This window comes from Hungatella sp. L36 (assembly GCF_014288035.1).
Genome location: NZ_JACOPC010000014.1, coordinates 78,527 through 103,518, shown reverse-complemented (window position 1 = coordinate 103,518; position 24,992 = coordinate 78,527). Strand labels below are relative to the sequence as shown.

Below are 24,992 nucleotides of genomic sequence, written 5' to 3'. Positions count from 1 at the left end.
CTTGAAGATAGAGACAAGAGATTTTGGAATCCTCGAAATAGAAGAGAAAAATATCATAACGTTTAAGCAGCCGATCTTTGGCTTTGAGGAGTTCACCCAGTTCGTTCTGGTCAATGATTCCAACATGGGAAATGGAATCTGCTGGCTGCAGTCGATTGAACAGAAGAGTGTCTGCTTTATCATGCTGAATCCCTTAGAGGTAAGGCGGGATTACGCACCGGTGGTCATGCAGGACGTTCTGATCATGCTTCAGGCAGTGCCCGAGGACGATTTAGACTGCTGGGTCCTCATGGTCATAGGGGAAACCTTCCGCAAATCTACAGTCAATTTAAAGAGCCCGATTATCATCAACCACAAGACGAATCTGGCGGTACAGGTGATTCTGGAACAGGATTACGCCATACGACAGCCCATTTTCAATGAGGAAGCGGGGGATGACGTATGCTGATACTATCCAGAAAAAAGGGCGAATCAATCAAAATCGGCGACGATATCGAGATATTCGTTACCGAGGTAAAGGGAGACAAGGTGCGTCTGGGAATATCGGCTCCGGAGGATATGAAGATCTGCCGTACAGAGCTGTATTTGACGGTTGAGAATAATAAAGAGGCATCGGATAAGGTCGATTTATTAAAGGTGTTCCAGCTGTCCAGAAATTTACGGGCAATGACGGCCGAAGAAGAGGAAGAGAAGCAGGAGGAAAATCATGGAGATGCTTGATGAGATGCGGAAACTTCTCCATGAGAAGAAAGCCTGCTTTCTTCAGTATGAGGAGGAGACCAGCCGCATCGCCTCGCAGGAATACAGGGAGGCGGAAGAGTTTGAGGCCGGGATTGCAGCCCGGCAGCGCCTGATCGAAGAGATAGACGGGATTGATGAGCGGATGAAGGCGATGAAGCATTTTTCTCCGGAGGGCAGGCGGCTCTATGAGATTTCGAAGAACAGATGGGATTTCAGGACGTTAAATGAAGAGGAACAGGCACTTTTTTCGGAGGGGCAGGAAATCTTCCGTGTGATATCGAGAATACAGGAGCTGGAGCCCGGCGCGCGGGCCGAGATGGAACGGGTCAGGGATCTTCTGCAGGAGAAAATCAGGAAGAACAACACAAATACAAAATTTACAGGATATTTAAAACAGATGGACCAGGGAGCGAAGGGCATGCTCTATAATCAGAAAAGATAGGGGGAGGCGCGATGTCATCGACGTCATCGATTAATACCGTCAGCAACAGCGGCAATAAAAACTATATAGCGGGGCTTGCCTCCGGCATGGATACGGAAAGCATGGTACAGAGCATGCTGTCAGGAACCCAGTCCAAGATCGACAAGCAGACCGGACTAAAACAGCAGCTGGAGTGGAAGCAGGATATCTACCGCAGCCTCATAACGAAGATCAATACCTTCAGCGATAAGTATTTCTCTTATTATGGAAGCGGCGACACGAACCTGATGAGCAGCAGCTTATACAATACCATGACCGGTGTCAGCAGTTCGTCGAATATCAAGGTCACATCGGTTTCAGGAAATGCGGTCAGCAGCATGAAGATTGATTCGATTGACCGTCTCGCCACGGCCTGTACTGTGAAAACGGCGGGAAATGTGACCGGAACACCGGTTGGCAGCGGCGCGGATTTAAGGCAGTTTACAAATGGCAGTACATATTCGTTCTCCGCTACGCTGGATGGGGTGAATCGTACAATCACATTTACGGCAGGTGCAAATGATACGGACACGTTAAAGAATATTAACCAGGCGCTGTATCGGAATTTCGGTACTGCGGTTGGTATGAAATATACACCGGCATCGGGAAGCAATAGCGGAACCATGGAATTAGTGCAGTTGGATGCAGCGGGAAATCCAACCTCCAATTCTGTGGACTCTTCGAGAAGAGTGATTATTCAGTCCTCAGGAGATGCGGATACCGTGAAAAATCTTGGATTTGGGACTGGATTCTCCAATAAGCTCGATTACGGAACTTCCCTGAAAAATATGAACTTTGCCAATAAACCCCAGGGCGGGAGATACGAGTTTGAGATTAACGGTGTGTCAATCAAGGGGCTGACGGATAATTCCACGCTGAGCGATGTCATCAGTGCCATTAATAACAGCGATGCGGGAGTGAAAGTGTCGTATTCTTCAGCGGCGGATAAGTTTATTATGGAATCGACTTCGACTGGTGCGATATCAAATATTACGATGAAGCAGACCTATGGAACTCTGCTTACTTCAATGTTTGGTGTGGAAGCTACCGGAGTTCAGTCCTCTCTTTTTTCAAAGGAGCTGACGGGAAGCACTGCAATCGGTTTAGACGAGGTCAGGAGAGTATTAAACAGCGGAAATGATGAGAAGCTGGTGTTTCAGGTCGATGGAAAAGATGTAGAGATTACGCTGGAGGGGAAAACCGGAAACAGTAAATATGAGACCTCACAGAGTGTTTTAGATGCGATTAATTCACAGCTGGACCGGAAATTTGGGACAGAGGCGGTACGATTTAGTACAAGAGAAAATCCTGCTGTGCCTGGAACCGATATGGTGGTGTTGACGTCTGCGGAACATAGGGTTGGTTTTACTGCGGATAATTTGACCAAAGGATTTGCGGCCAGTCTCGGATTCGGCGCGGGTGATAACCTGTTATCCGGGTCTGATCCGGTAGGGCTGCGGGGCAAAATTACGGTAAAAGGAACCGCAGGAGACGTAACAATTGATTTAAACAGAAGTATTGATTCACTGGTTCAGAAACTGAATGCAGTGGCAGGAGTCAGTGCCTCCTTCCAGGATGGAAGGCTTAATATTACCGGAACTTCCGGTCCTCTGGAAATTAAGGCAGGCACAGATTCTACGGGAACGGACAGTGAGGGGAAAAAGTCGCTTAAAGCCCTGTTTGGTTCGGAAAATATTTCTTTGGTGCAAACGGCTCGTACCGTTCAGTCCAATGTAGTGTCACCCAGGCCCAATTCTGGATCCATTCAGATTACTTCACCGGATGGCACATTGCAGGTCATTGATCTGTCCGGTTCGAACGCGGATACGGAGATTGTGAATGCGATTCAAGCTGCATCCGGAGCCAGTGTGACATTTTCGAATGGAAAACTGGAAATCTCAGGCGGAGGAGGCAGTGTCTCCATATCCGGCACGGATGATGCGACAGACCAGTACATCAAAGATTTATTTGGTACGTCTGTTTATACTTACGACCCGAAAATGACCGCCCAAATCACCGCTGGCCAAAACGCTAAAATCACCGTCGACGGCATTACCATGGAGCGGAATACCAATACCTTTGAATTGGATGGAATTACCATGGAATTAACGGGCACTACCGGTGCCGGTGACCCCCCAATTAGCTTGACTACGTCTCGGGATACTGATAAAATAATAGATAGTTTAAAGAGTTTTGTAGAAGATTATAACACTCTGATTGAAGAGCTGAACAGCTATGTGGCGGAGGAGGCAACCTACAAGAAGTACGCCCCGCTGACAGACGCCCAGAAGAAAGAGATGAGCGACCGGGAGATCGAACTCTGGGAGGAAAAATCGAAGAAGGGGCTTCTTCATAACGATTCCAACGTCTCCAGCTTTTTGAGTGATATGAGAATGGTGCTTTACAGCAGTGTAGAGGACGCGGGGCTTGCGCTTTACGATATCGGGATCGAGACCTCCGATAGCTGGCGCGACAATGGCAAGCTGATCATCGACGAGGAGACGTTAAAGTCCATGGTGGCGACGAATGCTGACAATATCCGGAAGCTTTTTACGGATAAGGAGCAGGGCGTCGCGGTAAAGCTGCAGGAGGCGATCAAGGAAGCTGCGAATGTCAGCAGCGGAAGTCCGGGAAGCATGGTTCGCTACGCGGGTACCAAGGATGTGCTGATTACCAGCAACACGATCTATGATGAGATGAAGCGCATATCCGAGACACTGTCGAAGTTAAATACCAAGTATGAACTGGAGAGGACCCGTTACTGGAAGCAGTTTAACGCCATGGAGCAGGCCATTTCCAACATGAACAGCCAGAGCTCCTGGCTGACCCAGCAGTTCTCATCATGATAAAGGAGTAATCATTATGCAAAACCCATATGCAAGATATAAAGAACAGTCTGTCATGACCATGACACAGGGCGATATGATCAATCTGCTGTTTGACGAGGTGATCAACCGCTTGAACAAGGGGCTCGTGAGCCTGGAACAGAACGATTATGAAGGAAGCAACGCCCATTTTAAGAAGGCGCAGGCTATCGTCACCCACTTATCAACCACACTGGATCACCAGTATGAGGTGTCGGGAGGGCTGGCTTCCCTTTATGAATATTTTAACTATCAGATCCTTCAGGCGAACATTAAGAAGAGTCCGGAACCGGTGGAGGAAGTCCTCCCCATGATTACCGAACTGAAGGAGGCATTTTCCCAGGCGGATAAGCAGGTTCGGATGGGACATACCGGATGAGATAAGGAGCGTACATATGCCATTATTTGAGGACGCAGCGTTTCGGGCGCTGCAGAGCGGGCTGGATGCGATGTGGCTGAAGCAGCAGGTCGCCAGCCATAACATCGCTAACGTGGAGACACCGGATTTTAAGGCGAAAAAGGTGGAGTTTAAGCAGGTCTTAAAAGAGGCGGCAGATGGGAACGGTCCTGTGTACCAGGCGGTTGTCGGTACAGATAACGACACGGAGGCCAGGCCGGACGGGAATAACGTACAGGTGGAAAAAGAGGAACTGGACTTATGGAAGGCGTACACCGAGTATTCAGCGATGACGTCCCGGATGTCGGGAAAGCTTTCCACGCTCAGATATGTGATTAACAATACGGGTAAATAAAAGGAGCGGCTTATGGGGTATTTGGATTCTCTCAATATAACGGGTTCGGCCCTGACAGCAGAACGGTTCCGCACGGATATCATCCTGCAGAACCTGGCGAACCAGAATACGACAAGAACGGCAGAGGGAGGCCCCTACCGTAGGAAACAGGTGGTGCTGCGGGAAAATCAGCTGGATTTTAAGTCCGAGCTGGGTAAGGCTATGACGAAGGCAGACCGCGGCGGAGTCTATGTGGAGGAAGTGGTGGAGAGCCAGAATCCTCTCGTTCCGGTGTACGATCCGGATCATCCAGACGCCAATGAGGACGGGTATGTCATGATGCCGAACGTGAACAGCGCCGAGGAGATGGTGGATTTGATGGCCGCCACCCGCGCCTATGAGGCCAATGTGACAGCGCTGAATATTGCAAAGAGCATGGCATTAAAAGCCCTGGAGATTGGTAAATAACATGAAGAAACGAAGAGAAGAAGGAGGCGGTCAGGAGTGGTTAAATACCTACGCGGATATGATAACCCTTGTCCTGACCTTCTTTGTACTGCTATACAGTATTTCCAATGTAAATATCAGCAAGCTGGAAGAGATCGCGGCGGCGATGCAGCGTCAGCTGGGAATTGAGACAACCAGCGACTTAGAGGATGTACCGCAGGATCTGAAGTATCCCAGCATCAGTGAGGGCGCCAATGCCCCGGAGGGAGAAGGTTCCCAGTTTAACACCGGCAGCGGAGCGGGATCACAGTCTGCCTCATCTCTGGCCATGGCCGATATGGCGAAGGACATCCAGTCGTATTTCCAGGTGGAGAATCTGGATGCCGTTGTCTCCGACAGCGAGAACGCGGTCTACATACGGTTTAAGAATGATCTGCTGTTCGCCCCGGACAGCGCGGTCTTACAGGAGAACAGCAAATCCATGCTGGAGGCTCTGGGAATCATGCTGAGGGACAGACAGGATGAGATTATGGCCATCTATATTAACGGGCACACGGCTCAGGCGGCTAATTCCCTGATCAACGACCGGCTGCTTTCCTCTGAACGCGCCGATAACGTGGCGATCTACCTGGAGGAGAATGTCGGGCTGGAACCGAAGAAGCTGATCTGCCGCGGTTACGGCAAATACTACCCCATTGCGGACAACAGCACGAAGGAAGGGCGGGAGATGAACCGCCGGGTGGACATGATCATATTGGGAAATGAATATAAGGTTTCTGAGGATAACATAGACGGTATGGAGACGATGGATCCGCTGTTTCCGGTCGACATGCCGGCAGATATGAGCGGGGGACAGGAAGGTACAGCACAGTGATAAAGACATACGATTTTAAATCGCCCAAGAAATTTACAAAAGAGCGCATGAGCACGGTGGAGAACTTATATGACAGTTTTGCACGTGCTCTTGCACCGTATCTGACGGGACTGATGCAGTCCTACTGCGAAATAAGCGTAACGGGTATTGTGGAGAGACGGTATCAGGAATTCAGCAATTCAGTTCCTGACCGGTCTCTTTTTGGCATGATTACCCTAATCCCTGACAACAAGGATTATAATGAGGCTCCTCTGGTGCTCGAGGTGGACACCAGACTGGCCTTTTTCATGATTGAACGCCTTCTCGGCGGTGCAGGCACGGAGTATGAGCTGAGCCGTGATTTTACAGACATTGAAAAGGCGATTCTCCAGTATTTGCTGGGAAAGATCACGGAATTTATCGGTGACTCCTGGAAGGAATATCTGGACGTGGATGCGGCGCTGACCGGCCTTCAGACGAATCCTCACCTGCTTCAGGTGAGCGCGCCCGAGGACGTGGTGATACAGGTGGAGCTGGAGGTGCTGATCGACAAGCTTTCGGCGGTATTAAATCTGGTGATGCCGGCGCCCAATGTGGAGGAGCTGACTTCGAAGTTTGGGTATACCTACGCAGTCAGCCAGAAGAAGGACGAGGCGAAGCAGCTGGCCAAGAGAGGCTATATCGAGCAGCATCTGCTGGAATCGGAAGTGGAGCTGCGGGCGATTTTCCACGAATTTTCTCTGGATGCCCAGGATATTCTCCAGCTTCAGCCGGGGGACGTAGTGCCTCTCAATAAAAAAGTGGACAGCAGCATTGATATTTACGTGGAAGACGTGGCCTGCTTCGAGGCGAAGCTTGGCCATACGAAGCTGCGCAAGGCGGTCGAGATTAATAAGGTATTATAGCCGGGAGGAAGAGTATGGGATATTTGGATCAGGAAGCGTTGACAGAGCTTTTGGAAATGGAAGCGGTGCCTGTCTGCAATACGCTGGCTTCTCTTCTTGGCAGGAATGCCAGGGCGACGGTGACAGAGCTTGGCGAGACGGATATGGAGGCCCTGGTGGAATATCTGCCCCATTTCAATGTGGTGATCGAGGCAGAACGGACGGCTGAGGGGCTGCGTGTTCCGCAGCTGTACGTATTTGACAGGGCGGATATGGTGAAGATCTCCAATTTTATTATGGGGCTGCCGGTAAATACGGAGAGTCCGCTTGACGAGATCGCTTTAAGTACATTAAAAGAGGTGGCGTCCCAGTGTATGGGCGCGGCCATGGATGATCTGGGTGATTTCCTGGGGCGTGAGATGGGCGAGGTTCTGACCCGTGTCACGGCATTTGACAGTGCGGAACGGATTCTGGATACGATCCGCCGGTGGGACAGGGAGGAGCAGCTGGTGCTGATCCGCCTCCATCTGGAGATCGACGGTGTTCTGGCGGCCGAGGTCATTGGAATCGCCACGGAGGAGCTTCAGGAAATCTTCGGAATTCCGGTCATGGGACAGGAGACGGCAGCAGAGGAACCGGTGCAGGCGGAGGATCTGGCTTTTAAGAAAAAAGAGAAGACGGTATCGTTCCGGGAAGTGTCATTTCCGGAATTTAAGTATGTGCCTGTGGACAATCAGGTGGAAAACATCGGTGAGGAGAGGAAAAAACTCCGGGATATTACGCTTGACGTGTCTGTCCGCATCGGCGGCACGGTCTGCAGCGTAAAGGACATTCTGGCCCTGCAGAAGGGGCAGATTCTGACACTGGATAAGCAGGCGGGTTCGCCGGCTGATGTGGTGGTCAATGGTAAACTGATAGGAAAAGGCGACGTTTTAGTGACAGATGAGAAGTTTGCCGCAAGAATTATTGAGATAGTCGGCAAGAGGGATTAATATGGCGGTTCTTAAAGTGTTATTTTATCTGATTGTACTGATACTGGTTCTCGTTCTGGCATACATCACCACAAGGATGCTGGGGAGAGGGATGAACGGAAGGCAGCAGTCCGGCGATATGAAGATTCTGGACCGCCTGGCAGTGGGACGGGACAGCTACCTGATGATTGTCGATGTTCAGGGACGGATTCTGCTTGTGGGAGTATCTCCGGCCGGTATCACCAGACTGGAGGAACTGGAGACTTATGAGAAAAAGAGTCCGGCGGAGGTTTCGCCGGACTTTGCGTCTGTATTTACGGAGCAGCTCAAAACGCTGGTCAAAAAAGACGGACGGCAGCAGGACGGAAGACAGAAGAGAAACGGGAGAGACTTATGATGAAGGGGAAAAGGAAAATTGCCAGGGGACTTCTCTGTCTGGCGGCATTTATCAGGGTGTCCGCGGCATGCGGACAGATCGCATATGCGTCGGATATCTCTCTGACACTGGAGGGAAGCTCCGGAAGCGGAAAGCCCATGGATATGCTGGATATCATGTTCCTGTTTCTGTTTCTGGCTGTGGTGCCGTCTCTGCTGATTATGATGACGAGTTTTACCCGGATTATCATTGTTCTCTCATTTCTGCGCAATGCGCTGGGCACACAGCAGTCTCCGCCTAACCAGGTGATGATCGGACTGGCTCTGTTTCTGACGCTGTTCATCATGAACCCCGTGTTTGCCAAGGTGAATACGCAGGCTTACGAGCCTTATAAGGCAGGGGAGATCACGAGGGAAGAGGCGTTTACCCGGGCACAAGAGCCGATGAAGGAATTTATGTTAAAGCAGACGGAGAAGAAGAGTCTGGATCTGTTTCTCTCCATCTCAAAGTCTGAGGTACCAGATGTGTCGGGAGGACCGGAAGCTTACATGAAACTGGGGCTGACGGTGCTGGTTCCGTCCTTTATTTTGAGTGAGTTAAATAAAGCGTTCACCATGGGATTTCTGATCTATATCCCATTTTTGATTATCGATCTGGTGGTGTCCAGCACCCTGATGTCTATGGGTATGGTGATGCTGCCGCCTACCATGATCGCACTGCCATTTAAGATTATGATGTTTGTTCTGGTAGACGGCTGGAGTCTTGTGATCAAGACGCTGGTTGCCGGATTCCGATGATGAGGGGGTACATAGTATGACTGCGGACCAGGTGATGGAAGTGATGAAGGAAGCCATGATGGTTGCATTTGAAATAGCAGGGCCGCTGTTAATCGTCAGCATTGTCGTGGGGCTGATCGTCGCTATTTTTCAGGCGGCGACGCAGATTCATGAGCAGACGCTTACGTTTGTCCCAAAGCTTCTGGTGATTGCGCTGGTGCTTCTGGCGCTGGGGTCCTGGATGTTTAAGGTGATGGACGAGTTTGTGGTGGAGCTGTTTGCGATCATGGCGTCGCTCTAACGCGGGGAACAGGCGATGGACAGCGGCGTTTTAGAGTATTTCGATGTGTTTTTGCTGGTATTTGCGCGGATGGGCGGGCTGATCTTTGTCCATCCGGTGTTTGCCAGGAGGGGGATTCCTGCTATGGTGAAGACCGGCCTGGTGCTGACGCTCAGCCTGGTGATCGCGCCGGCGGCGGCTCAGGGAGTTACCGCCATACAGGCCTACAGCACCTTTCAGATGGCGGAGGCTCTGATCCGCGAGGTGATCATGGGGCTGGTGATCGGAAGCGTGTTCCAGCTGTTTTTCTATATGGTTTACGTGGCAGGAGATTTGATGGATACGGTGTTCGGACTGTCCATGGGCAAGGTCATGGATCCGGCGGGAGGTGTCCAGACCGCTATCTTAGGACAGTTTATCAATGTGTTCTTTTTTCTGTATTTCTTTGCGACCGGCTGCCATCTTTTGACGGTGAAGCTGTTTGCCTATACGTATGAGGTGATACCCGTGGGGGCGGCCAGACTGGTGACTCAGGATATTGCCTGGTATCTAGTGAGTATATTTGGCAGTGTTTTTCTGATGGTGATCAAGCTGGCCCTGCCTTTTGTGGCAGCGGAGTTCGTGCTGGAGGTGTCCATGGGCGTGCTCATGAAGCTGATTCCCCAGATTCACGTGTTTGTTATTAATATCCAGTCAAAGATTCTGCTGGGTATTTTATTAATGATGCTGTTCGCGCGTCCGATTGGGGCGTTTATTGACTCCTATTACGGGATGATGATGAGTGAGGTACAGAAGGTCATGATGATGTTCGCATCATAGGGCGTACCAGGTTTTATTCTGTATACAGAAGGGAGTGATGAACGTGGCGGCAGACGAAAAGACTGAGAAAGCCACCCCGAAACGGCGGCAGGACGAACGAAAAAAAGGAAATGTATTTCAGAGCAACGACGTCATCGCCGTCTGTTCTCTGCTGGTGCTGTTTAATTCCCTGAATGCGCTGGCCCCCAAGATCTACCGCACGCTGAAGACGGCTATGGAGCTGTTCTTTTCTTATGCGGCCTCCACGACGCCCCTGGCGGCGGACGATTTGTCCGACAAGCTGTTAAAGGCCATGCTCCTGTTCGGACAGGCGGCGCTTCCCTTGCTTTTTATCGGAGTGGCAGTCGCAGTGGTCACGACGTTCTTTCAGACCAGGATGTCATTCTCCACGGATGTCATGAAGTTTAAGATGGACCGGATCAGCCTTCTAAAAGGCTTTAAACGGATGTTTTCCATCCGCTCGGTGGTGGAGCTTTTAAAGGCGCTGATTAAGATTACCATCCTGGCCTGGGTGATTTACAGTTATATAGAGGGGAGAATCCACGAGTTTGCACGTCTGATGGACGGTACGGTACAGGCGGCTTTCGTGTACGTCGGGGACACTGCGGTGTCACTGGTGAACACGGTGGGGGTCGCCTTTATTTTTCTGGCCGCCTTCGATTACTTATACCAGTGGTGGGAGTATGAGAAGAATCTGCGCATGAGCAAGCAGGAAATCAAGGAAGAGTACAAGCAGACGGAGGGCGATCCGCAGATCAAGGGACGGATTCGGGAGAAACAGCGCCAGATGGCGTCCATGCGTATGATGCAGAATGTCCCGAAGGCGGATGTGATCATCAGGAACCCGACCCATTTCGCGGTAGCGCTGGGATACGATTCCAATGCGAACCGGGCTCCCGTGGTACTGGCGAAAGGCGCGGATCATCTGGCGCTCAAGATTGTGGAGGTCGGTGAGGCCAACGGAGTTTATATTATGGAAGACAAGCCGCTGGCAAGGGGGCTGTATGCCAGTGTTGAGGTGGATATGGAAATTCCTGAGGAATTCTACCAGACCGTAGCAAAGGTGCTGGCATTTGTTTATAAGCTGAAGAAGAAAGACATCTGATCCCGGAGAAAGGTATTGATATTCGGGGAAAGGTATTTGATTTCGTGGATAACCGTGATGGAAAAGAGGAGTACTGTGGATAACACCATGATTTTATTCGACAGAGTGACAAAGACATATGGAACGGGTCAAAAAGCCCTCGACGATGTGAGCCTTCAGATTGAAAAAGGGGAGTTCGTCTTTCTGGTGGGGAACAGCGGAGCCGGAAAGACGACGCTTCTGGAGCTGATCCTGAGGGAGACGGAGGCGGACCAGGGAAATATCGTGGTGAACGGCATCGATTTGAGGCAGCTGAAGGAGCGGCAGGTGTGCCGTTACCGCCGGTATATCGGCATGGTATTTCAGGATTTCTGCCTGTTTCCGGATTTTACGGTCTACGAAAATGTGGCATTTGCCCAGCGTGTCATCGAGGCGGACCATAAACGTATGCGGAGCCGGGTCATGGAGGTCTTAAGCCAGGTGGGCCTGGAGAAAAAGGCCGGATGTTATCCGGGACAGCTCTCCGGCGGGGAAAAACAGCGGACGGCCCTGGCGCGGGCGGTGGTAAACCAGCCGGTCCTTCTTCTGGCCGATGAGCCTACGGGAAATCTGGATCAGAAGAACGCGGAAGAGATTATGCGCCTGCTGGAGAAAATTAACCGTCAGGGTACGACTGTGCTGGTGGTATCCCATAACCAGGAGCTGGTGAAATACATGCACAAGCGTCAGATCGCGCTGCGGTATGGCAAGGTGATCAAGGATAACAGCAGGGGAGGTCTGATGTATGGCTTTTAGGACGTGGCTGTATTTATGCCGGCTGGGCTTTAAAAATCTATGGCATAACAAGGTTTACACGGCGGCCTCTGTTCTTACCATGGCGGCGTGTATTTTTCTCTTTGGCATCTTTTATATTGCAGTCTTAAATCTGGACGGCGTGCTGCAGAAGACGGAGGAAGAGGTCTATGTGGCCGTGTTCTTCGAGGAGACGGTAGCACCCGAACGGGTGGAGGAGATCGGGGGGTTAATCCGAAAGAGACCGGAGGTCGTAAGAACGGTCTATACTTCCGCGGATGACGCCTGGGAGGGCTTTCGAAATGATTACTTCAAGGACGGCGAGGTGCTGGATGGAATCTTTGATGGGGACAACCCGCTGGCGGCGTCCAATCACTATCAGGTCTACATCGGAGGGATCGAACAGCAGGAGGGCTTCGTGGAGTATGTGAAGAGTCTGGAGGGAGTCCGCAAGGTGACGCACTCGGCGGATACGGTGCGTGCGCTGCTGCGTATCAAGACGGTCATATCAAGGCTGATTGCGGGGAGCGCGGCGATTCTGCTCCTGATCTCCATCTTGCTGATTCACAATACCCTTTCTGTCGGTATTGAGTCTCAGAAGGGGAAGACCAGAGTCATGCGGCTGATGGGAGCCAGAGAAGAGTTTATCAGTGTGCCGTTTCTGGTAGAGGGTCTCGTTATGGGGCTGGCAGGAATGTGCATCCCCCTTTTTCTTCTGTTTGCAGGGTACCGCTGGGGGCTGGAGCTGGTGGCGGCCGGGCTTAATCTGTATGGCGGCGCAGTGAGTCTGCTGCCGCCGTCGGAGGTGTTTCCGAAACTGACCCTGGCGTCTGTGTTTCTGGGGCTGGCGACGGGAATTGCGGGGGGCTGTTCGGTAATGGGGAAATTGAAGAAGTGAGTAAATCAGCGGCAGGATAACCGGAGCAGGTTCCCTGCCGCTTAAAATATGATTGACGCCGGAGTATATATGTAGTATGCTGAATCTATCGTTTCGCACGGACATTCTGTCCGCGAAAATCTGATAATCTATATTTTAACAAGTCAAAAAAATTATCCCAATGCAGTGAAGAGATTGAGTAGAGGTGGGTGATGCGGTTTGGTGAATTAGGATGGATACACTTGAATCTGTTGTCGTATTAAAATATAATAAAAGGAGAACGGTATGAGTGAAATTGCATATCAGAATAAGGACGTTACAGCGAAAGTGATGGCCGAAACCCTGAAAGGAAAAAGTCTGGCGGCGTTCGGACTTCCGCACTTGAAGATCATGGATATTCTGCCGACGAATCTGCCTGCCATTGAGAGCAATGAATTAAGGCTGGCGAGAAATTTGCCGGAGAAGGAGGAGCAGTTAAAGGTTCTGGCGGGAATTTTAACCTTTACAGATAAAGTGATTGATAAAATGTATGCCAAACGGCTGAAGGAGGAGATGCAGATGACACTGGTTGGACAAATGCTTATGGATGAGGGAATTCAGAAGGGCAGAGAGGAAGGCAGAGAGGAAGGCCTCCGGGCTTTGATTCAGGATAATATTGAGACCGGGATTTCCAGAGAACAGATCCTTGAGAAACTGCAGAAAAGGTTTCAATTGAGTGAAGCTCAGGCAGAAGAGTATTACAACCGATTTTCAGAAGAGTCATGAATGGAAGGGACTTCCATGATAGAAAGTAAATAGAAGGAAGGCGGTATTTTTGGCGTTTGTTGAACTTAAGGACGTGAGAAAAAGCTATCATATGGGCGAGATCACCATCCACGCGGTGGACGGAATCAGCTTTACCATAGAGAAGGGTGAATTCGTGGTAATCGTGGGTCCCAGCGGTGCGGGAAAGACCACGGTGTTAAATATTCTCGGAGGGATGGACACTGCCACCTCGGGGGAAATCCGGGTGGACGGCGTCAACATTGCATCATATTCGGAGAAGAAGCTGACGGGTTACCGGAGGAATGATATCGGCTTTGTATTTCAGTTTTATAATCTGCTTCAGAATCTGACAGCTCTGGAAAATGTGGAGCTGGCGCTTCAGATCTGCAAAAATCCCCTCGACGCGGAGCGGGTTCTGATCGATGTGGGACTGGGGGAACGGCTTAATAACTTCCCGGCGCAGCTTTCCGGAGGGGAGCAGCAGCGGGTGTCCATTGCCAGGGCGCTGGCGAAGAATCCTAAGCTTCTGCTCTGTGATGAGCCAACGGGGGCGCTGGATTATCAGACCGGAAAGGCTATCTTGAAGCTGCTTCAGGATACCTGCAGGGAGAAAAAGATGACGGTGATTGTTATCACCCATAATTCGGCGCTGGCGCCGATGGCTGACAGGGTGATACAGATAAAGAACGGAAAGACGGGGAGTATTGTGCTGAACGAAAGGCCGCTTTCTGTGGAAAAGATCGAGTGGTAGGGGAATATACGTGTAAGACCGGCTGGAGCGGACTGCTGGTAGAGACTGCTGGAATGGACTGATGGATCGAGGGCGGATGGTGTTTGAATGAAGAACGCAAAACGCAAGGACTTTATGGTGGAAATAGGGCGCAGCATGAACCGGTTTTTATCGATTCTTTTTATTGTTGCGCTCGGAGTTGCGTTTTTTGCGGGAATCCGCTCCACAAGACCAGACATGGAGCTGTCCGCCGATGCCTATTATGATGAAACGAATTTGATGGATATCCGCATAGTCGGTACCCTGGGCCTGACGGAGGATGACGTGGAGGCGGTGCGCCAGCTCCCGGAGACGGAGTACGCGGAAGGCGCCTATACCACAGATGTGCTCTGCGAAGGCGCGGACCGGGAGAAGACTGTGCGGATTTTTTCGATGAGCAGATCGATCAACCAGTTTACACTGCTGGAGGGCCGGATGCCGGAGCGGGCCGGCGAATGCATGATGGACAGGGGAAAGGCGTATCAGGGACAGTTCGCACTGGGGGACACGGTAAAAGTCTATTCCGGCACGGATGATGCGCTTTCCGACACGCTGAAATACGATACGTTTACGATCGTGGGTATCGGCATGTCTTCCCGGTACCTGTCTCTGGAACGGGGGACGACGACCATCGGAAATGGAAGTCTCGATACTTTTATGGCTGTAACACCTGATAATTTCAGCATGGAGGTATTTACCGACATTTATGTCCAGACGAAGGAGGGAAAAGCTTTTCTGTCCTATTCGGATGAGTACCAGGACTATATGGACCGCGTAACGAAAGAGATTGAGGATACGCTCTCAGAACCGCGTTCTGCCGTACGGTACCGCGAGGTGACAGACGAGGCGAACCGAAAGCTGAATGACGCCAGAAGAGAGCTGACGGAAAAGACGGCGGAGACGGACCGGAAGCTCGACGACGCGGCCCGGCAGATCGCAGACGCGCAGAAGAAGATCGACGAGGGAAAGACAGACATTTTAAAAGGACGGGCGGATCTGGAAAAGGGAAAAAATGATTTAGAAAATGCAAAAAACGATCTGGAAGACGGAAAGCGGACGCTGGCGGAAAAGGAGCAGGAGTTAGAAGACGCCAAAGTGACACTGGCGGAGAAAGAACAGGAACTGGAAGACGGGAAAGTGACGCTGGCGGAAAAGGAACAGGAGCTGGAGGACGCCAGGAAGGAAGTTGCCGACAAGGAACAGGAGCTGGAGGACGCCCGCAGGAAATTCGACGAGGAGCTGCCGGGAGCCCGTATGGAACTGGATGACGGATGGCTGGATTACGAGATCGGGCTGGAAGAATACGAAGAGGGAAAGGAAGAGCTGGAGGAACAGCAGGAAACCCTGAAGGAGGGCTGGAAAGAGTACCGGAAGAACGCGCCGGAGGTGGAACGGAATTTAAAGAAAGCTTTAAATGGGCTTCTGTCCATGGGCATTCCCCTGGATATAACGCCTTCTGAGATCGGCCGCATCCAGGTGGAGGACTTTGAGATTGATGCGTATGCGCCTTATCTGGAGATGATACCAGGCGGTGAGGGGGCGCTTCTGGTGGAAGGAGTACATACGATACAGGCCTCCTATCAGGAACTGACTTACGGTGACGCGGCCGTGAAAGAAGGAAAAAAGGAGCTGGCGAAGGCGAAGAGGGAGCTGGCAAAGGGGAAAAAGAAGCTGGATCAGGGCGAGATGAAGCTGAAAAACGCCCGGCGCAAGCTGGATGAGGGAGAAGAACAGCTGGCGGATGCCCGACAGAAGATTATAGACGGCGAGCAGAAGGTGACGGATGCAAAACAGGATATTGCCGATGGTGAGGGAAAGATCGCAGATGCTCACCGGGACATTGCCGATGGGGAAGTGAAGATCGCGGATGCCCACTGGGACATAGCAGACGGAGAGGCAAAGATTCCAAAGGCGGAGAAGGATATCGCAAAGGGTGAGGCGGATATTGAGGAGGCGCAGAAGAAGCTGGACGACGGCGAGGCGGATTTGGCGGAGGCGAAGGTCAAGTACGAGGATTCCAGGCAGGAGGCGGAGGAAAAGATCGCGGATGCGGGTAAGAAGATTGACGACGCCCAGAAGGACATTGACGATATCAAGGAGCCGGAGTGGTACGTGCTGGACAGAAACGCGATCCAGACGTATGTGGAGTTTGGCAGCGACGCAGAACGGATCGGGGCGATCGGGAAGGTATTCCCCTTTATTTTCTTCCTGGTGGCGGCTCTCGTCAGCCTGACCACTATGACCCGTATGGTGGAGGAACAGCGGCTGCAGATCGGAACGCTAAAAGCGCTGGGATACGGGAAATGGAGCATTGCCTCCAAGTATATCGGCTACGCCCTGGCGGCCACACTGGCAGGAAGCATTCTGGGCGCGGCGGCGGGAGAGAAGCTGCTTCCCTACGTCATTATGACGGCGTATTTTATCCTGTATGAGAATCTTCCGGTTATGCTGACTCCGTTTAACCTCTATTACGCGTTTCTGGCCTCCGGTCTGGCTCTGGCGTGTACGGTTCTGGCAACCGTATTTTCCAGTTACAAGGAGCTGCTGTCGTCCCCGGCGGCGCTGATGCGGCCTGTACCGCCGAAGCAGGGAAAACGGGTGCTGCTGGAATACGTGACACCGCTGTGGAAACGGCTTAAGTTCATACAAAAGGCCACTGTGCGCAATTTGTTCCGCTATAAAAAACGATGCCTGATGACAATCTTCGGTACCGGCGGATGCATGGCGCTGCTCCTGGTGGGGTTTGGTTTAAATGACTCCATTTCCACACTGGGAGAGAAGCAGTATAACGATATCTGGACGTACGATGTGCTGGTACAGACAGACGACGAGGCGGATGAAGCGGAGCAGAAGGCGCTCCGGTCCTTTATCTCCCAGGGAGATGTGGACGCGTGGCTCCGGGTGGAGGAAACCATCCTCGATGTCTCGGAAGGCGATGTGACGAAGGAAGCCTATTTATTTGTTCCGGAGGACTTGGAGGAGGTGGACCGGTTCGTCCACCTGCGCAGCAGGGAGAGCCGGGAGGCGTATGTTCTGGATGACGACCACGTGCTGATTACGGAGAAAATGGCGGGGCTGTTGAATGTGAAGGAAGGCGATACCATTTATCTGAAGGAGGATGAGGGGGTGCTTTATCCTGTGGTGGTGGGAGGAATTGCAGAAAATTATCTTCATCATTACGTGTATATGACACCGGCTCTGTATGAGAAGGTCTATGGAAAGGCGCCTGAGTATAACACCATGTTTCTTGATATAAAGGATTTGAATGAGGAGACGCAGAACCGGCTGGGGACGGAGCTTCTGTCTTTCGATTCCGTGATGACGGTGACCTTTATCGGCACAATGCGGGGACAGATCAGCGATATGCTGGACAGTCTGAATGTGGTAATCTGGGTACTCATTATATCGGCGGGGCTTCTGGCCTTTGTAGTGCTCTATAACCTGAATAATATCAATATCAACGAGCGCCAGCGGGAACTTGCGACAATGAAGGTGCTGGGATTTTACAATCCGGAGCTGGCGGCCTACGTATACCGGGAAAATATTATGCTTACCATACTCGGGAGCATGGTTGGCATCGTGATGGGATATTTCCTGCACCGCTACGTGATGACCACGGTGGAGGTGGATATGCTGATGTTCGGGAGGCAGATCAGACCTATAAGCTACGCTTATAGTGTTTTGATGACTTATGCGTTTTCCGCGTTCGTAAATCTCGTCATGTATTATAAGCTGAAGGGAATTGATATGGTGGAATCGCTCAAGAGTGTGGAATAATCACGTTTTTTGTGTTATACTAAGGGCACTTAATAAAAAAACAGACCGGAACACCCCGGCAGGATGCGTCCGGCCCGAGGTGTTCCGGTCTGTGAAAGAACAAAAACAGAGGAGAAGCATTATGAAAAATACGGCATTAGTGATTATGGCGGCAGGCATCGGAAGCCGGTTCGGCGGCGGAATCAAGCAGCTGGAGCCGGTAGGACCCAGTGGTGAGATTATCATGGACTATTCGATTCATGACGCGCTGGAGGCCGGATTTAACAAGATCGTGTTCATCATCCGGAAGGACCTGGAGGAGGACTTTAAGGAGATCATAGGGAGACGGATCGAGAAGATTGCCCCTGTAGAGTACGCGTATCAGGAACTTACCGATCTTCCGGCTGGATATGAGAAGCCCGCAGACAGGACGAAACCATGGGGAACGGGCCAGGCGATTCTGTGCGCGAAGCAGGTGATCCATGAGCCGTTTATCGTTATCAATGCGGACGATTATTATGGAAAAGAGGGATTTAAGAAGATCCACGAGTACATGGTGAATCAGATGGATACGGAATCGGAGGTATTCGATATCTGCATGGGCGGATTTATCCTGGGAAACACATTGAGTGAAAACGGCGGAGTTACCCGCGGAGTATGCCAGGTGGACGATAACGGCGTGCTGGTCGACGTAACCGAGACGTATGAGCTTCAGAAGGACGGGGATGTGGCGAGAGGCCGTGACGATGACGGCAATCCGGTGGAAGTGCCGATCGGCCAGCATGTGTCCATGAACATGTGGGGACTCGCCCCGGCATTTTTAGAGGAACTGGAGCGCGGATTCCCTGTGTTTTTAGACGGCCTGAAGGAGGGCGACATCAAGACGGAGTATCTGCTTCCGAGGATTATCGACCGTCTTGTACGTGCGGGACGTGCCCGCGTGACGGTTCTGGAGACACCGGATAAGTGGTTTGGAGTTACTTACCGGGAAGACAAGCCAACGGTAGCGGCGGCGATTAAGGAGCTGGTAGCAGACGGCGTTTATCCGGAGAAGCTGTTCGAGGATTAAAAAGAGTTAGAAAAGGGTGCGGCAGGATGTGGATTTTGTTCATTTGTATCTGAGAAAACAAAATCTGAAGCCTGCAGCACCTTTTTTATCATCTTAAGGCAAAAAAGAAATGATTTGGAAGAGACGCCAGCCGGATTAACGGTTTAGTTCCGTATTATTCAGAATACTTCCCAGCAGCTTTCGGTCGGATTCCGTGGTGATGATTTCCGAGATTTTCTTCTTGTTGAACTTCTTTAAGATGCTGTGTACCTGGGATTTTACCGTGCTCATCTCCACGCAGCGCATCTCGCAGATCTGGCGTTTATTATAGCCGGTGGAGAGCAGATATAAGGTATCCAGCTCCTTTGGCGTCAGGGTGGAGAGGATGTTGAGCATGAAGAGAAAGCTGCTTTCATAAGTCTTGACCCGGCGGAATTCGCTGCGTATTTTGTCCGCGATCTCCGGGCGGATGGGGGACTGGCCTCTGTAGGCGGAGGTGACCGCGTTTACGATCTCCTCGTTGGAAGCATTTTTTAAGACGTAGTCGCAGGCACCTAAACGGAAGGCGGAAAAGACCAGCTCATCCTCCTCGTAAACCGTCAGGATAATGATCTTGATATCCGGCATCTCGGCCAGGATTTCTCCCGTGGCGCGGATTCCTGCGTCTTTGGCTTCCATCTCGATGTCCATGAGAATGACGTCGGGATTCAGTTTTCGGGCGGCTTTGCACGCCTCCTCTCCCGTTCCCACTTCGGCCACGACCTCGATCGCGGGACACTTCTTTAAGACCGCCGCATACCGTTTGCGGATGGGGGCCACATCTTCTGCAATAAGTACTTTTATCTTTTCTTCCATGAATGAAACCTCTTTTCCTATTTGGGGCGGATCTGTCCGCACATTGTCAGTGAATTTCAGACGCGCTCCGGTGTGATGTTCGGAAGCAGGACCTCCACGGTAGTGCCGGCGCCCAGGGTGCTGTTTACGACGATCTTTCCCTCGTGCGCGTGAATGACCTTATAGGTCAGAGTCAGTCCGATTCCCCAGTGTTTGGAATAGGGATGGGAGGAGTAGAAGGGAAGAAAGATGCTTTCTAAATTCTCCTTCGATATGCCCTTTCCCGTGTCCCTGATGTCAATCGCAATCCATTGTCTGGAGCTGCCGAGCGTAACGGCCAGCTCCTTTTTATCGTCCGGTGTGTCCTCCATGGCATCGATGGAGTTCTTGATGATGTTGTGAAGCGCCTGTTCCATGTAGACCGGATCCACCATGGCCAGAATCGGCTGGGGCGGAAGGTTCAGCTGGACATTTATGGACTCCAGCTCATGGGAGAAGATGGCGAGCGTCTCCCGGATCAGAGTCTGGAGAGAGTACTGCTTTAAGCTCAGCTCGCTGGTCTTGGTGCTCCGATGAATTTCGTCGATCCTTCCATAGAGCGTTTGACAGCGCTTCAGGATGCTGTCCGTCGTCTCCTTTACCCCATTCCCATCCTCTGCGTTTAAGGCCAGCGTCTCCACCTCGGACTGGATAGCCAGAATCTCATTTTTAATGTAGTGGCAGAAGATCTTCGATGTCGTCTCGGAGGAGCTGATTTCCTTGGAGATACTTAGCTCCTTGAGACTGGCCTGTCCGGAAAGCCGGGTAAGCATGTAGGCGCAGTAGGTGATGACGGCTGCGGCCGGAACCAGAATATAGGGCAGCGCCCGGTAAATGAAGGCATTGCTTCCGAGCTGCAGGGAACGGTAGGAATAAGTTCCTGCAATTCTGGAAACCTTTAAATAAAAGTCCGGTGAGGAAGAGATAAAGTAAATGTATACAAATGCCAGGGTGGCGTAGCTGATGGCCAGAAACAGGTGGTTATAGCGGAACAGCTTCAGCTTCGGTGCTTTGATAAACGCAGCCAGGAGCCCCAGAAAGCACAGGAGAATGACCGCAGTATTGATGGTGTGTGTGACTGCATATATTCTGTCCTCTAAATAAAGGTACTGCTGCACCGTCAGACGGGCCGGGTATAAGAAGTAGTAGGCCTTTAAATTCGTATAGGGATCATAGAGGATGAACTGCAGCAGGCAGTAGCCCCATACGACCCGTTTAACCGCCTTTTGAACCCGCAGGGAAAACGGCTCGTAAAAATGGAAGACGAGATAAACGCTGATGATTAAGATGCTTAAGCTGGAGGCATTCATAATCCGTATGATGTTGCTCTTGCCAATATCGATGAAGAACAGCCATCTCCACAGGAAGTCGGGAAGGTAAAAATAATCCTTAATGAGATTATAATAGTAGGTATCCTTTGAAACGTAGAGAATGATGCTGCAGAGTGCTGCGAAGTACGGCAGAATCAGAATCATGAGAAAATCATGATTTCCTTTCAGCCTCTGAACCAGTGTAAACAGAATCAGAATGAACAGTAATAACAGCAGATAGAACATAGTTTACCCCTCCCTTCCATGGCTAAATAGTAACACAAATCATTCCCGGTGAAAAGGAGGATAAAATTTCAACCTGTCCGGGGGTGAGAATACGTGATATCGTATGGGTATCAGAAAACAGGAGGGGATTTGAAATGAAGTTAAGAAGATTGAGCGCGGTACTACTGGCAGCGGCACTGGCAGCGGGAACACTGGCCGGATGCAGCGGGGGAAAAGAAGCGGGCACAGAGGCGGCTTCCGGTGAGAAAGTGAATTTAAAGTTCTATATCTGGAGCGATGGAGAAAACTACACGAAAGAGATTGTGGACAACTACAACAAGAGCCAGGACAGTGTCAATGTGGAAGTGATCAGCATGCCGAACGAGACGTACGACGACAAGCTGAAGGTCATGCTGTCCGCGGGAAGCGACGCGGATTTAGTCAATGTCCGTTCTTTGGACCAGGTTATGCAGTTTAAGGAAGCGGGCGCCATGCTGGATATCACGGATCTGGTGAAGAACAGTGACCTGGATATCAGCAAGTTTGGTTCCATGTGGGATACCTGCTATCCGGATGGCGTGATCACCGCACTTCCCATGAGATCCAGCTGCTGGATGCTGTTCTATAACGCAGATATTATGAAAGAGGCCGGCATTGACATGTCGAAGCAGATGACGTGGTCCCAGTATGGGGATATTGCAAAACAGCTGACAAGCGGAGACGGCACGAAGTACGGCGGCTGCTGGGTGGACTGGAATATCTACCAGTGTATCGGAACCCAGAAGGGCGTTTACTTAAATGACGACGACATCTCTGCGGTAAAAGACGGGCTGGCTACCCTGGGCAGATTCTTCCTGGAAGATAAGTCCCACGTGCCGTTAGCAGAGGTAAAAGCCAACGACAGCCAGTATTTATCCGACTTTGAAAACGGCAGAGTGGCCATGCTTCCCAACGGCGAGTGGCTGATCAATATGCTGATGACAGACGAAAAAGACGGCAAGACGGATGTCAACTGGGAAGTTGCTCCGCTTCCGGTTCCGGAGGGCGCGGACCCCGGCGCAACCTGGGGGGCATTCCAGTTCGCGGCGATTCCAAAGGATGCCAAACACCCGCAGGAGAGCTATGATTTCTTAAAATATTTATGCGGTGAGGGCGGTTCCGAGGTTCTTCCGAAATACGGCATGCTCCCGGCGTACGGCGGCGATGCGGCCAAGGATGCATTTGACGAGGTGGTCGGCAAGGAAAGCGTATCTTCTGTAGCTTTTAATTCCAAGAAGATTCCGGAGGCGCCTTCTTATGAGAAATACAACGATTTAAAAGTTGCATTTGCAGAGAATGCGGAATTATATCTGTACGGGGAAAAGACGCTGGAAGAGACCATGGATAAATTTGAGCAGCAGAGACAGGACATCATGAGTAAATAATCTGTCAGGCATGAATTTCGATACACGCTCTGACTGACAGATGCGGCATGGGGAAGCAATCGAAGATCTGATTGTTTCCCCATATGTGTTCAGCCGACACGCGCTAGAGAGGATATGGATATGGAAAAGAATAATAAGATTAGGAAATACATAAAAGGATATCTCTTCATCCTTCCGAATTTCATCGGTTTTTTCGTCTTTATGGCACTCCCCATCATCATGGGGCTGGTGATTTCCTTTACGGATTACAACGGATTCAGCCAGTTTAATTTTGTGGGGCTGAAAAACTATATCGACATGTTCCACGATGAATATTTCACGGTATCGCTGAAGAACAATCTGGTCTACACTCTGGTGACGGTGCCGGGAACCATCGTGTTTGCGCTGCTTTTGGCCGTGGGTGTCAATAAGGGGATTAAGGGAAGCAGTCTCTTTAAGACCATGTTCTTCCTCCCTAACATCAGCTCTATGGTTGCGGTCGGTATAGTCTGGGCCATGATCTTCAACCCGACCCAGGGACCTTTAAACCAGGTGCTGATGGCCCTCGGCGTGGCAAATCCGCCGCAGTGGCTGTCCGCGACGAAGACAGCGCTGGGCTCTGTCATGGTGGTGGCCATCTGGAAACAGGCGGGGTACTACATGATCATCATACTGGCCGGTCTGCAGTCCATACCGAGCCAGCTCTATGAGGCAGCTTCCATTGACGGTGCAAACAGCGTGGAAAAGTTCTTCAAGATCACACTGCCCATGCTGTCCCCGACCATGTTCATGGTCACCATTTTAAGCATCATCAACTCCTTCCAGGTGTTCGATCTGGTCAATATCATGACGCAGGGAGGACCGGGGCGCTCCACCAATGTTCTGGTTTACCGCATCTATCAGGAGGGCTTCCAGAAGCTGCAGTTCGGATATGCGTCCGCAATGGCATATTTCCTGTTCATCATCATCATGGTTATAACCCTGATTCAGTTCCGAGGACAGAAGAAATGGGTTAATTACATGTAAACCGGGGAGGGAAAAGAAATGATGACAAAATCGTATAAAACAAAGACGAAGGTATCAAACGGCATTCTGTTTGTGGTCATGCTGCTTTTGGGAATCTGCATGATTATCCCGTTTGTATGGACCCTGTCGTCTTCCTTTAAAAATAACAATGAAATTTTCGCCTACCCCATCAAATGGATTCCGGAGGTATTCCGGTGGTCCAATTACGCGGAGGTATGCGAGCGCATTCCGTTCGTTACATACTATTTAAATACTTTAAAACTGGCGGTGATCGTCACCGCCGGCCAGGTGATCACCTGTTCCCTGGCAGCCTATTCCTTTAGCAAGATGCAGTATCCGGGCCGGGATAAGATATTTCTGTGCTATCTGGCAACGCTGATGGTCCCGTGGCACGCAATCATGATACCGCAGTTCTTAATCATTAAGACCCTGGGACTGAACGACTCTCACTGGTCCCTGATCCTGATCAATATATTCAGCGCGTTCGGTGTGTTTTTACTCCGTCAGTTCATGATGGGGATTCCGGAGGAACTGTCCGAGGCGGCCAGAATCGACGGGGCCGGAGAGCTGAAGATCTATTCTCAGATCGTATTTCCCATGTGTAAGCCAGGGCTGGCGACGCTGGTCGTATTCACATTTAACTTTATGTGGAACGACTATATGGCCCCGATGATTTACCTGACATCCGATAAGCTTAGAACCATTCAGATCGGCCTGGCCTCCTTCCGTACCCAGTACGGCTCGGAGTACGGCCTGATTATGGCAGGCACGGTGTGCGCCCTGATTCCGATGCTGCTGATCTTCATTGTTGGGCAGAAATATCTGGTGGAAGGAATCGCATTCTCCGGTTTGAAGGGGTAAA

At 51.0% G+C, this 24,992-nt stretch carries 26 protein-coding genes; 24 read left to right on the top strand and 2 right to left on the bottom strand.

Translation table 11 applies throughout. From position 1 onward, the window contains the following. Nucleotide 1 precedes the first annotated feature (1 nt). The 21 genes from fliW to H8S80_RS25765 all read left to right on the top strand — a co-directional run bounded on the left by fliW (nucleotide 2) and on the right by H8S80_RS25765 (nucleotide 19,314). Nucleotides 2-448, top strand: a complete 447-nt coding sequence (gene fliW / locus H8S80_RS25865) for a flagellar assembly protein FliW (RefSeq protein ID WP_002605086.1) — start codon at nucleotides 2-4, stop codon at nucleotides 446-448. Beyond that, nucleotides 442-720 carry a carbon storage regulator CsrA gene (csrA, locus tag H8S80_RS25860; protein WP_025531624.1) on the top strand — a complete coding sequence of 93 codons (279 nt, stop codon included), beginning with the start codon at nucleotides 442-444 and terminating at the stop codon, nucleotides 718-720. Before fliW ends, csrA begins: the two co-directional genes overlap by 7 nt. Continuing rightward, a complete protein-coding gene (locus tag H8S80_RS25855) occupies nucleotides 707-1,183 on the top strand; it encodes a hypothetical protein (RefSeq protein ID WP_002605084.1) in 477 nt (158 codons plus the stop codon). The genes csrA and H8S80_RS25855 overlap by 14 nt, the downstream gene beginning before the upstream one ends. A gap of 11 nt (nucleotides 1,184-1,194) precedes the next feature. Next, nucleotides 1,195-4,047, top strand: coding sequence for a flagellar filament capping protein FliD (fliD, locus tag H8S80_RS25850; RefSeq protein WP_117633017.1), 2,853 nt, complete (start codon nucleotides 1,195-1,197; stop codon nucleotides 4,045-4,047). A 16-nt stretch (nucleotides 4,048-4,063) separates the two neighbouring features. After that, nucleotides 4,064-4,444 (top strand): flagellar export chaperone FliS, encoded by a 381-nt coding sequence (gene fliS / locus H8S80_RS25845; protein ID WP_002605082.1) that lies wholly within the window; start codon nucleotides 4,064-4,066, stop codon nucleotides 4,442-4,444. 16 nt (nucleotides 4,445-4,460) lie between these two features. Further along, complete coding sequence (locus H8S80_RS25840; RefSeq protein ID WP_002605081.1) at nucleotides 4,461-4,817, top strand: flagellar basal body rod protein FlgB; 357 nt, start codon at nucleotides 4,461-4,463, stop codon at nucleotides 4,815-4,817. A 12-nt stretch (nucleotides 4,818-4,829) separates the two neighbouring features. Continuing rightward, a complete protein-coding gene (gene flgC, locus H8S80_RS25835) occupies nucleotides 4,830-5,264 on the top strand; it encodes a flagellar basal body rod protein FlgC (protein WP_002605080.1) in 435 nt (144 codons plus the stop codon). 1 nt (nucleotide 5,265) lies between these two features. After that, nucleotides 5,266-6,117, top strand: a complete 852-nt coding sequence (locus H8S80_RS25830) for an OmpA/MotB family protein (RefSeq protein WP_117633016.1) — start codon at nucleotides 5,266-5,268, stop codon at nucleotides 6,115-6,117. Continuing rightward, complete coding sequence (locus H8S80_RS25825; protein ID WP_029467113.1) at nucleotides 6,114-7,001, top strand: flagellar motor switch protein FliM; 888 nt, start codon at nucleotides 6,114-6,116, stop codon at nucleotides 6,999-7,001. Before H8S80_RS25830 ends, H8S80_RS25825 begins: the two co-directional genes overlap by 4 nt. A 14-nt stretch (nucleotides 7,002-7,015) precedes the next feature. Then, nucleotides 7,016-7,972, top strand: a complete 957-nt coding sequence (locus H8S80_RS25820) for a FliM/FliN family flagellar motor switch protein (protein WP_117633015.1) — start codon at nucleotides 7,016-7,018, stop codon at nucleotides 7,970-7,972. Between the two features lies 1 nt (nucleotide 7,973). After that, on the top strand, nucleotides 7,974-8,348 hold the full coding sequence (fliO, locus tag H8S80_RS25815) for a flagellar biosynthetic protein FliO (RefSeq protein ID WP_002605076.1): 375 nt from the start codon (nucleotides 7,974-7,976) through the stop codon (nucleotides 8,346-8,348). A 137-nt stretch (nucleotides 8,349-8,485) separates the two neighbouring features. Beyond that, nucleotides 8,486-9,124 carry a flagellar type III secretion system pore protein FliP gene (gene fliP, locus H8S80_RS25810; RefSeq protein WP_390472970.1) on the top strand — a complete coding sequence of 213 codons (639 nt, stop codon included), beginning with the start codon at nucleotides 8,486-8,488 and terminating at the stop codon, nucleotides 9,122-9,124. 16 nt (nucleotides 9,125-9,140) lie between these two features. Further along, the gene (gene fliQ / locus H8S80_RS25805; protein ID WP_025532318.1) at nucleotides 9,141-9,404 is read left to right on the top strand and encodes a flagellar biosynthesis protein FliQ; all 264 of its coding nucleotides are present in this window, start codon (nucleotides 9,141-9,143) and stop codon (nucleotides 9,402-9,404) included. Between the two features lie 15 nt (nucleotides 9,405-9,419). Next, the gene (locus H8S80_RS25800; RefSeq protein WP_002605073.1) at nucleotides 9,420-10,202 is read left to right on the top strand and encodes a flagellar biosynthetic protein FliR; all 783 of its coding nucleotides are present in this window, start codon (nucleotides 9,420-9,422) and stop codon (nucleotides 10,200-10,202) included. A gap of 43 nt (nucleotides 10,203-10,245) precedes the next feature. Further along, a complete protein-coding gene (gene flhB / locus H8S80_RS25795) occupies nucleotides 10,246-11,307 on the top strand; it encodes a flagellar biosynthesis protein FlhB (protein WP_025532319.1) in 1,062 nt (353 codons plus the stop codon). 57 nt (nucleotides 11,308-11,364) lie between these two features. Beyond that, nucleotides 11,365-12,081, top strand: a complete 717-nt coding sequence (gene ftsE / locus H8S80_RS25790; RefSeq protein WP_117633059.1) for a cell division ATP-binding protein FtsE — start codon at nucleotides 11,365-11,367, stop codon at nucleotides 12,079-12,081. After that, nucleotides 12,071-12,976 (top strand): cell division protein FtsX, encoded by a 906-nt coding sequence (locus tag H8S80_RS25785; RefSeq protein WP_117633014.1) that lies wholly within the window; start codon nucleotides 12,071-12,073, stop codon nucleotides 12,974-12,976. The genes ftsE and H8S80_RS25785 overlap by 11 nt, the downstream gene beginning before the upstream one ends. A gap of 264 nt (nucleotides 12,977-13,240) precedes the next feature. Continuing rightward, on the top strand, nucleotides 13,241-13,720 hold the full coding sequence (locus H8S80_RS25780; RefSeq protein WP_117633013.1) for a hypothetical protein: 480 nt from the start codon (nucleotides 13,241-13,243) through the stop codon (nucleotides 13,718-13,720). A gap of 91 nt (nucleotides 13,721-13,811) precedes the next feature. Next, the gene (locus H8S80_RS25775; protein ID WP_051079379.1) at nucleotides 13,812-14,471 is read left to right on the top strand and encodes an ABC transporter ATP-binding protein; all 660 of its coding nucleotides are present in this window, start codon (nucleotides 13,812-13,814) and stop codon (nucleotides 14,469-14,471) included. Nucleotides 14,472-14,558: 87 nt separating this feature from the next. Then, the gene (locus H8S80_RS25770) at nucleotides 14,559-18,266 is read left to right on the top strand and encodes an ABC transporter permease (RefSeq protein WP_117633012.1); all 3,708 of its coding nucleotides are present in this window, start codon (nucleotides 14,559-14,561) and stop codon (nucleotides 18,264-18,266) included. A gap of 121 nt (nucleotides 18,267-18,387) precedes the next feature. Beyond that, complete coding sequence (locus H8S80_RS25765) at nucleotides 18,388-19,314, top strand: nucleotidyltransferase family protein (protein ID WP_002605066.1); 927 nt, start codon at nucleotides 18,388-18,390, stop codon at nucleotides 19,312-19,314. Nucleotides 19,315-19,449: 135 nt separating this feature from the next. Here H8S80_RS25765 and H8S80_RS25760 read toward each other — a convergent pair whose 3' ends face one another. Both H8S80_RS25760 and H8S80_RS25755 read right to left on the bottom strand, forming a co-directional pair. Then, complete coding sequence (locus H8S80_RS25760) at nucleotides 19,450-20,148, bottom strand: response regulator transcription factor (protein WP_117633011.1); 699 nt, start codon at nucleotides 20,146-20,148, stop codon at nucleotides 19,450-19,452. Between the two features lie 56 nt (nucleotides 20,149-20,204). Continuing rightward, a complete protein-coding gene (locus H8S80_RS25755) occupies nucleotides 20,205-21,722 on the bottom strand; it encodes a sensor histidine kinase (protein ID WP_117633010.1) in 1,518 nt (505 codons plus the stop codon). Nucleotides 21,723-21,856: 134 nt separating this feature from the next. Between H8S80_RS25755 and H8S80_RS25750 the strand changes: the two genes are divergently transcribed. The 3 genes from H8S80_RS25750 to H8S80_RS25740 all read left to right on the top strand — a co-directional run bounded on the left by H8S80_RS25750 (nucleotide 21,857) and on the right by H8S80_RS25740 (nucleotide 24,991). Beyond that, complete coding sequence (locus H8S80_RS25750; RefSeq protein WP_117633009.1) at nucleotides 21,857-23,125, top strand: ABC transporter substrate-binding protein; 1,269 nt, start codon at nucleotides 21,857-21,859, stop codon at nucleotides 23,123-23,125. A gap of 120 nt (nucleotides 23,126-23,245) precedes the next feature. After that, the gene (locus H8S80_RS25745; protein ID WP_002605062.1) at nucleotides 23,246-24,130 is read left to right on the top strand and encodes a carbohydrate ABC transporter permease; all 885 of its coding nucleotides are present in this window, start codon (nucleotides 23,246-23,248) and stop codon (nucleotides 24,128-24,130) included. An 18-nt stretch (nucleotides 24,131-24,148) separates the two neighbouring features. Then, nucleotides 24,149-24,991, top strand: a complete 843-nt coding sequence (locus tag H8S80_RS25740; RefSeq protein ID WP_117633008.1) for a carbohydrate ABC transporter permease — start codon at nucleotides 24,149-24,151, stop codon at nucleotides 24,989-24,991. The last annotated feature ends 1 nt before the right edge of the window (nucleotide 24,992 follow it).

What these genes read in the sequence shown, in the direction of transcription:
- csrA (WP_025531624.1), top strand. Translation starts at nt 442, where the DNA reads ATGCTGATACTATCCAGAAAAAAGGGCGAATCAATCAAAATCGGCGAC.
- H8S80_RS25855 (WP_002605084.1), top strand. Translation starts at nt 707, where the DNA reads ATGGAGATGCTTGATGAGATGCGGAAACTTCTCCATGAGAAGAAAGCC.
- fliD (WP_117633017.1), top strand. Translation starts at nt 1,195, where the DNA reads ATGTCATCGACGTCATCGATTAATACCGTCAGCAACAGCGGCAATAAA.
- fliS (WP_002605082.1), top strand. Translation starts at nt 4,064, where the DNA reads ATGCAAAACCCATATGCAAGATATAAAGAACAGTCTGTCATGACCATG.
- H8S80_RS25840 (WP_002605081.1), top strand. Translation starts at nt 4,461, where the DNA reads ATGCCATTATTTGAGGACGCAGCGTTTCGGGCGCTGCAGAGCGGGCTG.
- flgC (WP_002605080.1), top strand. Translation starts at nt 4,830, where the DNA reads ATGGGGTATTTGGATTCTCTCAATATAACGGGTTCGGCCCTGACAGCA.
- H8S80_RS25830 (WP_117633016.1), top strand. Translation starts at nt 5,266, where the DNA reads ATGAAGAAACGAAGAGAAGAAGGAGGCGGTCAGGAGTGGTTAAATACC.
- H8S80_RS25820 (WP_117633015.1), top strand. Translation starts at nt 7,016, where the DNA reads ATGGGATATTTGGATCAGGAAGCGTTGACAGAGCTTTTGGAAATGGAA.
- fliO (WP_002605076.1), top strand. Translation starts at nt 7,974, where the DNA reads ATGGCGGTTCTTAAAGTGTTATTTTATCTGATTGTACTGATACTGGTT.
- fliP (WP_390472970.1), top strand. Translation starts at nt 8,486, where the DNA reads ATGGATATGCTGGATATCATGTTCCTGTTTCTGTTTCTGGCTGTGGTG.
- fliQ (WP_025532318.1), top strand. Translation starts at nt 9,141, where the DNA reads ATGACTGCGGACCAGGTGATGGAAGTGATGAAGGAAGCCATGATGGTT.
- H8S80_RS25800 (WP_002605073.1), top strand. Translation starts at nt 9,420, where the DNA reads ATGGACAGCGGCGTTTTAGAGTATTTCGATGTGTTTTTGCTGGTATTT.
- ftsE (WP_117633059.1), top strand. Translation starts at nt 11,365, where the DNA reads ATGGAAAAGAGGAGTACTGTGGATAACACCATGATTTTATTCGACAGA.
- H8S80_RS25785 (WP_117633014.1), top strand. Translation starts at nt 12,071, where the DNA reads ATGGCTTTTAGGACGTGGCTGTATTTATGCCGGCTGGGCTTTAAAAAT.
- H8S80_RS25780 (WP_117633013.1), top strand. Translation starts at nt 13,241, where the DNA reads ATGAGTGAAATTGCATATCAGAATAAGGACGTTACAGCGAAAGTGATG.
- H8S80_RS25775 (WP_051079379.1), top strand. Translation starts at nt 13,812, where the DNA reads ATGGGCGAGATCACCATCCACGCGGTGGACGGAATCAGCTTTACCATA.
- H8S80_RS25770 (WP_117633012.1), top strand. Translation starts at nt 14,559, where the DNA reads ATGAAGAACGCAAAACGCAAGGACTTTATGGTGGAAATAGGGCGCAGC.
- H8S80_RS25765 (WP_002605066.1), top strand. Translation starts at nt 18,388, where the DNA reads ATGAAAAATACGGCATTAGTGATTATGGCGGCAGGCATCGGAAGCCGG.
- H8S80_RS25760 (WP_117633011.1), bottom strand. Translation starts at nt 20,148, where the DNA reads ATGGAAGAAAAGATAAAAGTACTTATTGCAGAAGATGTGGCCCCCATC.
- H8S80_RS25755 (WP_117633010.1), bottom strand. Translation starts at nt 21,722, where the DNA reads ATGTTCTATCTGCTGTTATTACTGTTCATTCTGATTCTGTTTACACTG.
- H8S80_RS25750 (WP_117633009.1), top strand. Translation starts at nt 21,857, where the DNA reads ATGAAGTTAAGAAGATTGAGCGCGGTACTACTGGCAGCGGCACTGGCA.
- H8S80_RS25745 (WP_002605062.1), top strand. Translation starts at nt 23,246, where the DNA reads ATGGAAAAGAATAATAAGATTAGGAAATACATAAAAGGATATCTCTTC.
- H8S80_RS25740 (WP_117633008.1), top strand. Translation starts at nt 24,149, where the DNA reads ATGATGACAAAATCGTATAAAACAAAGACGAAGGTATCAAACGGCATT.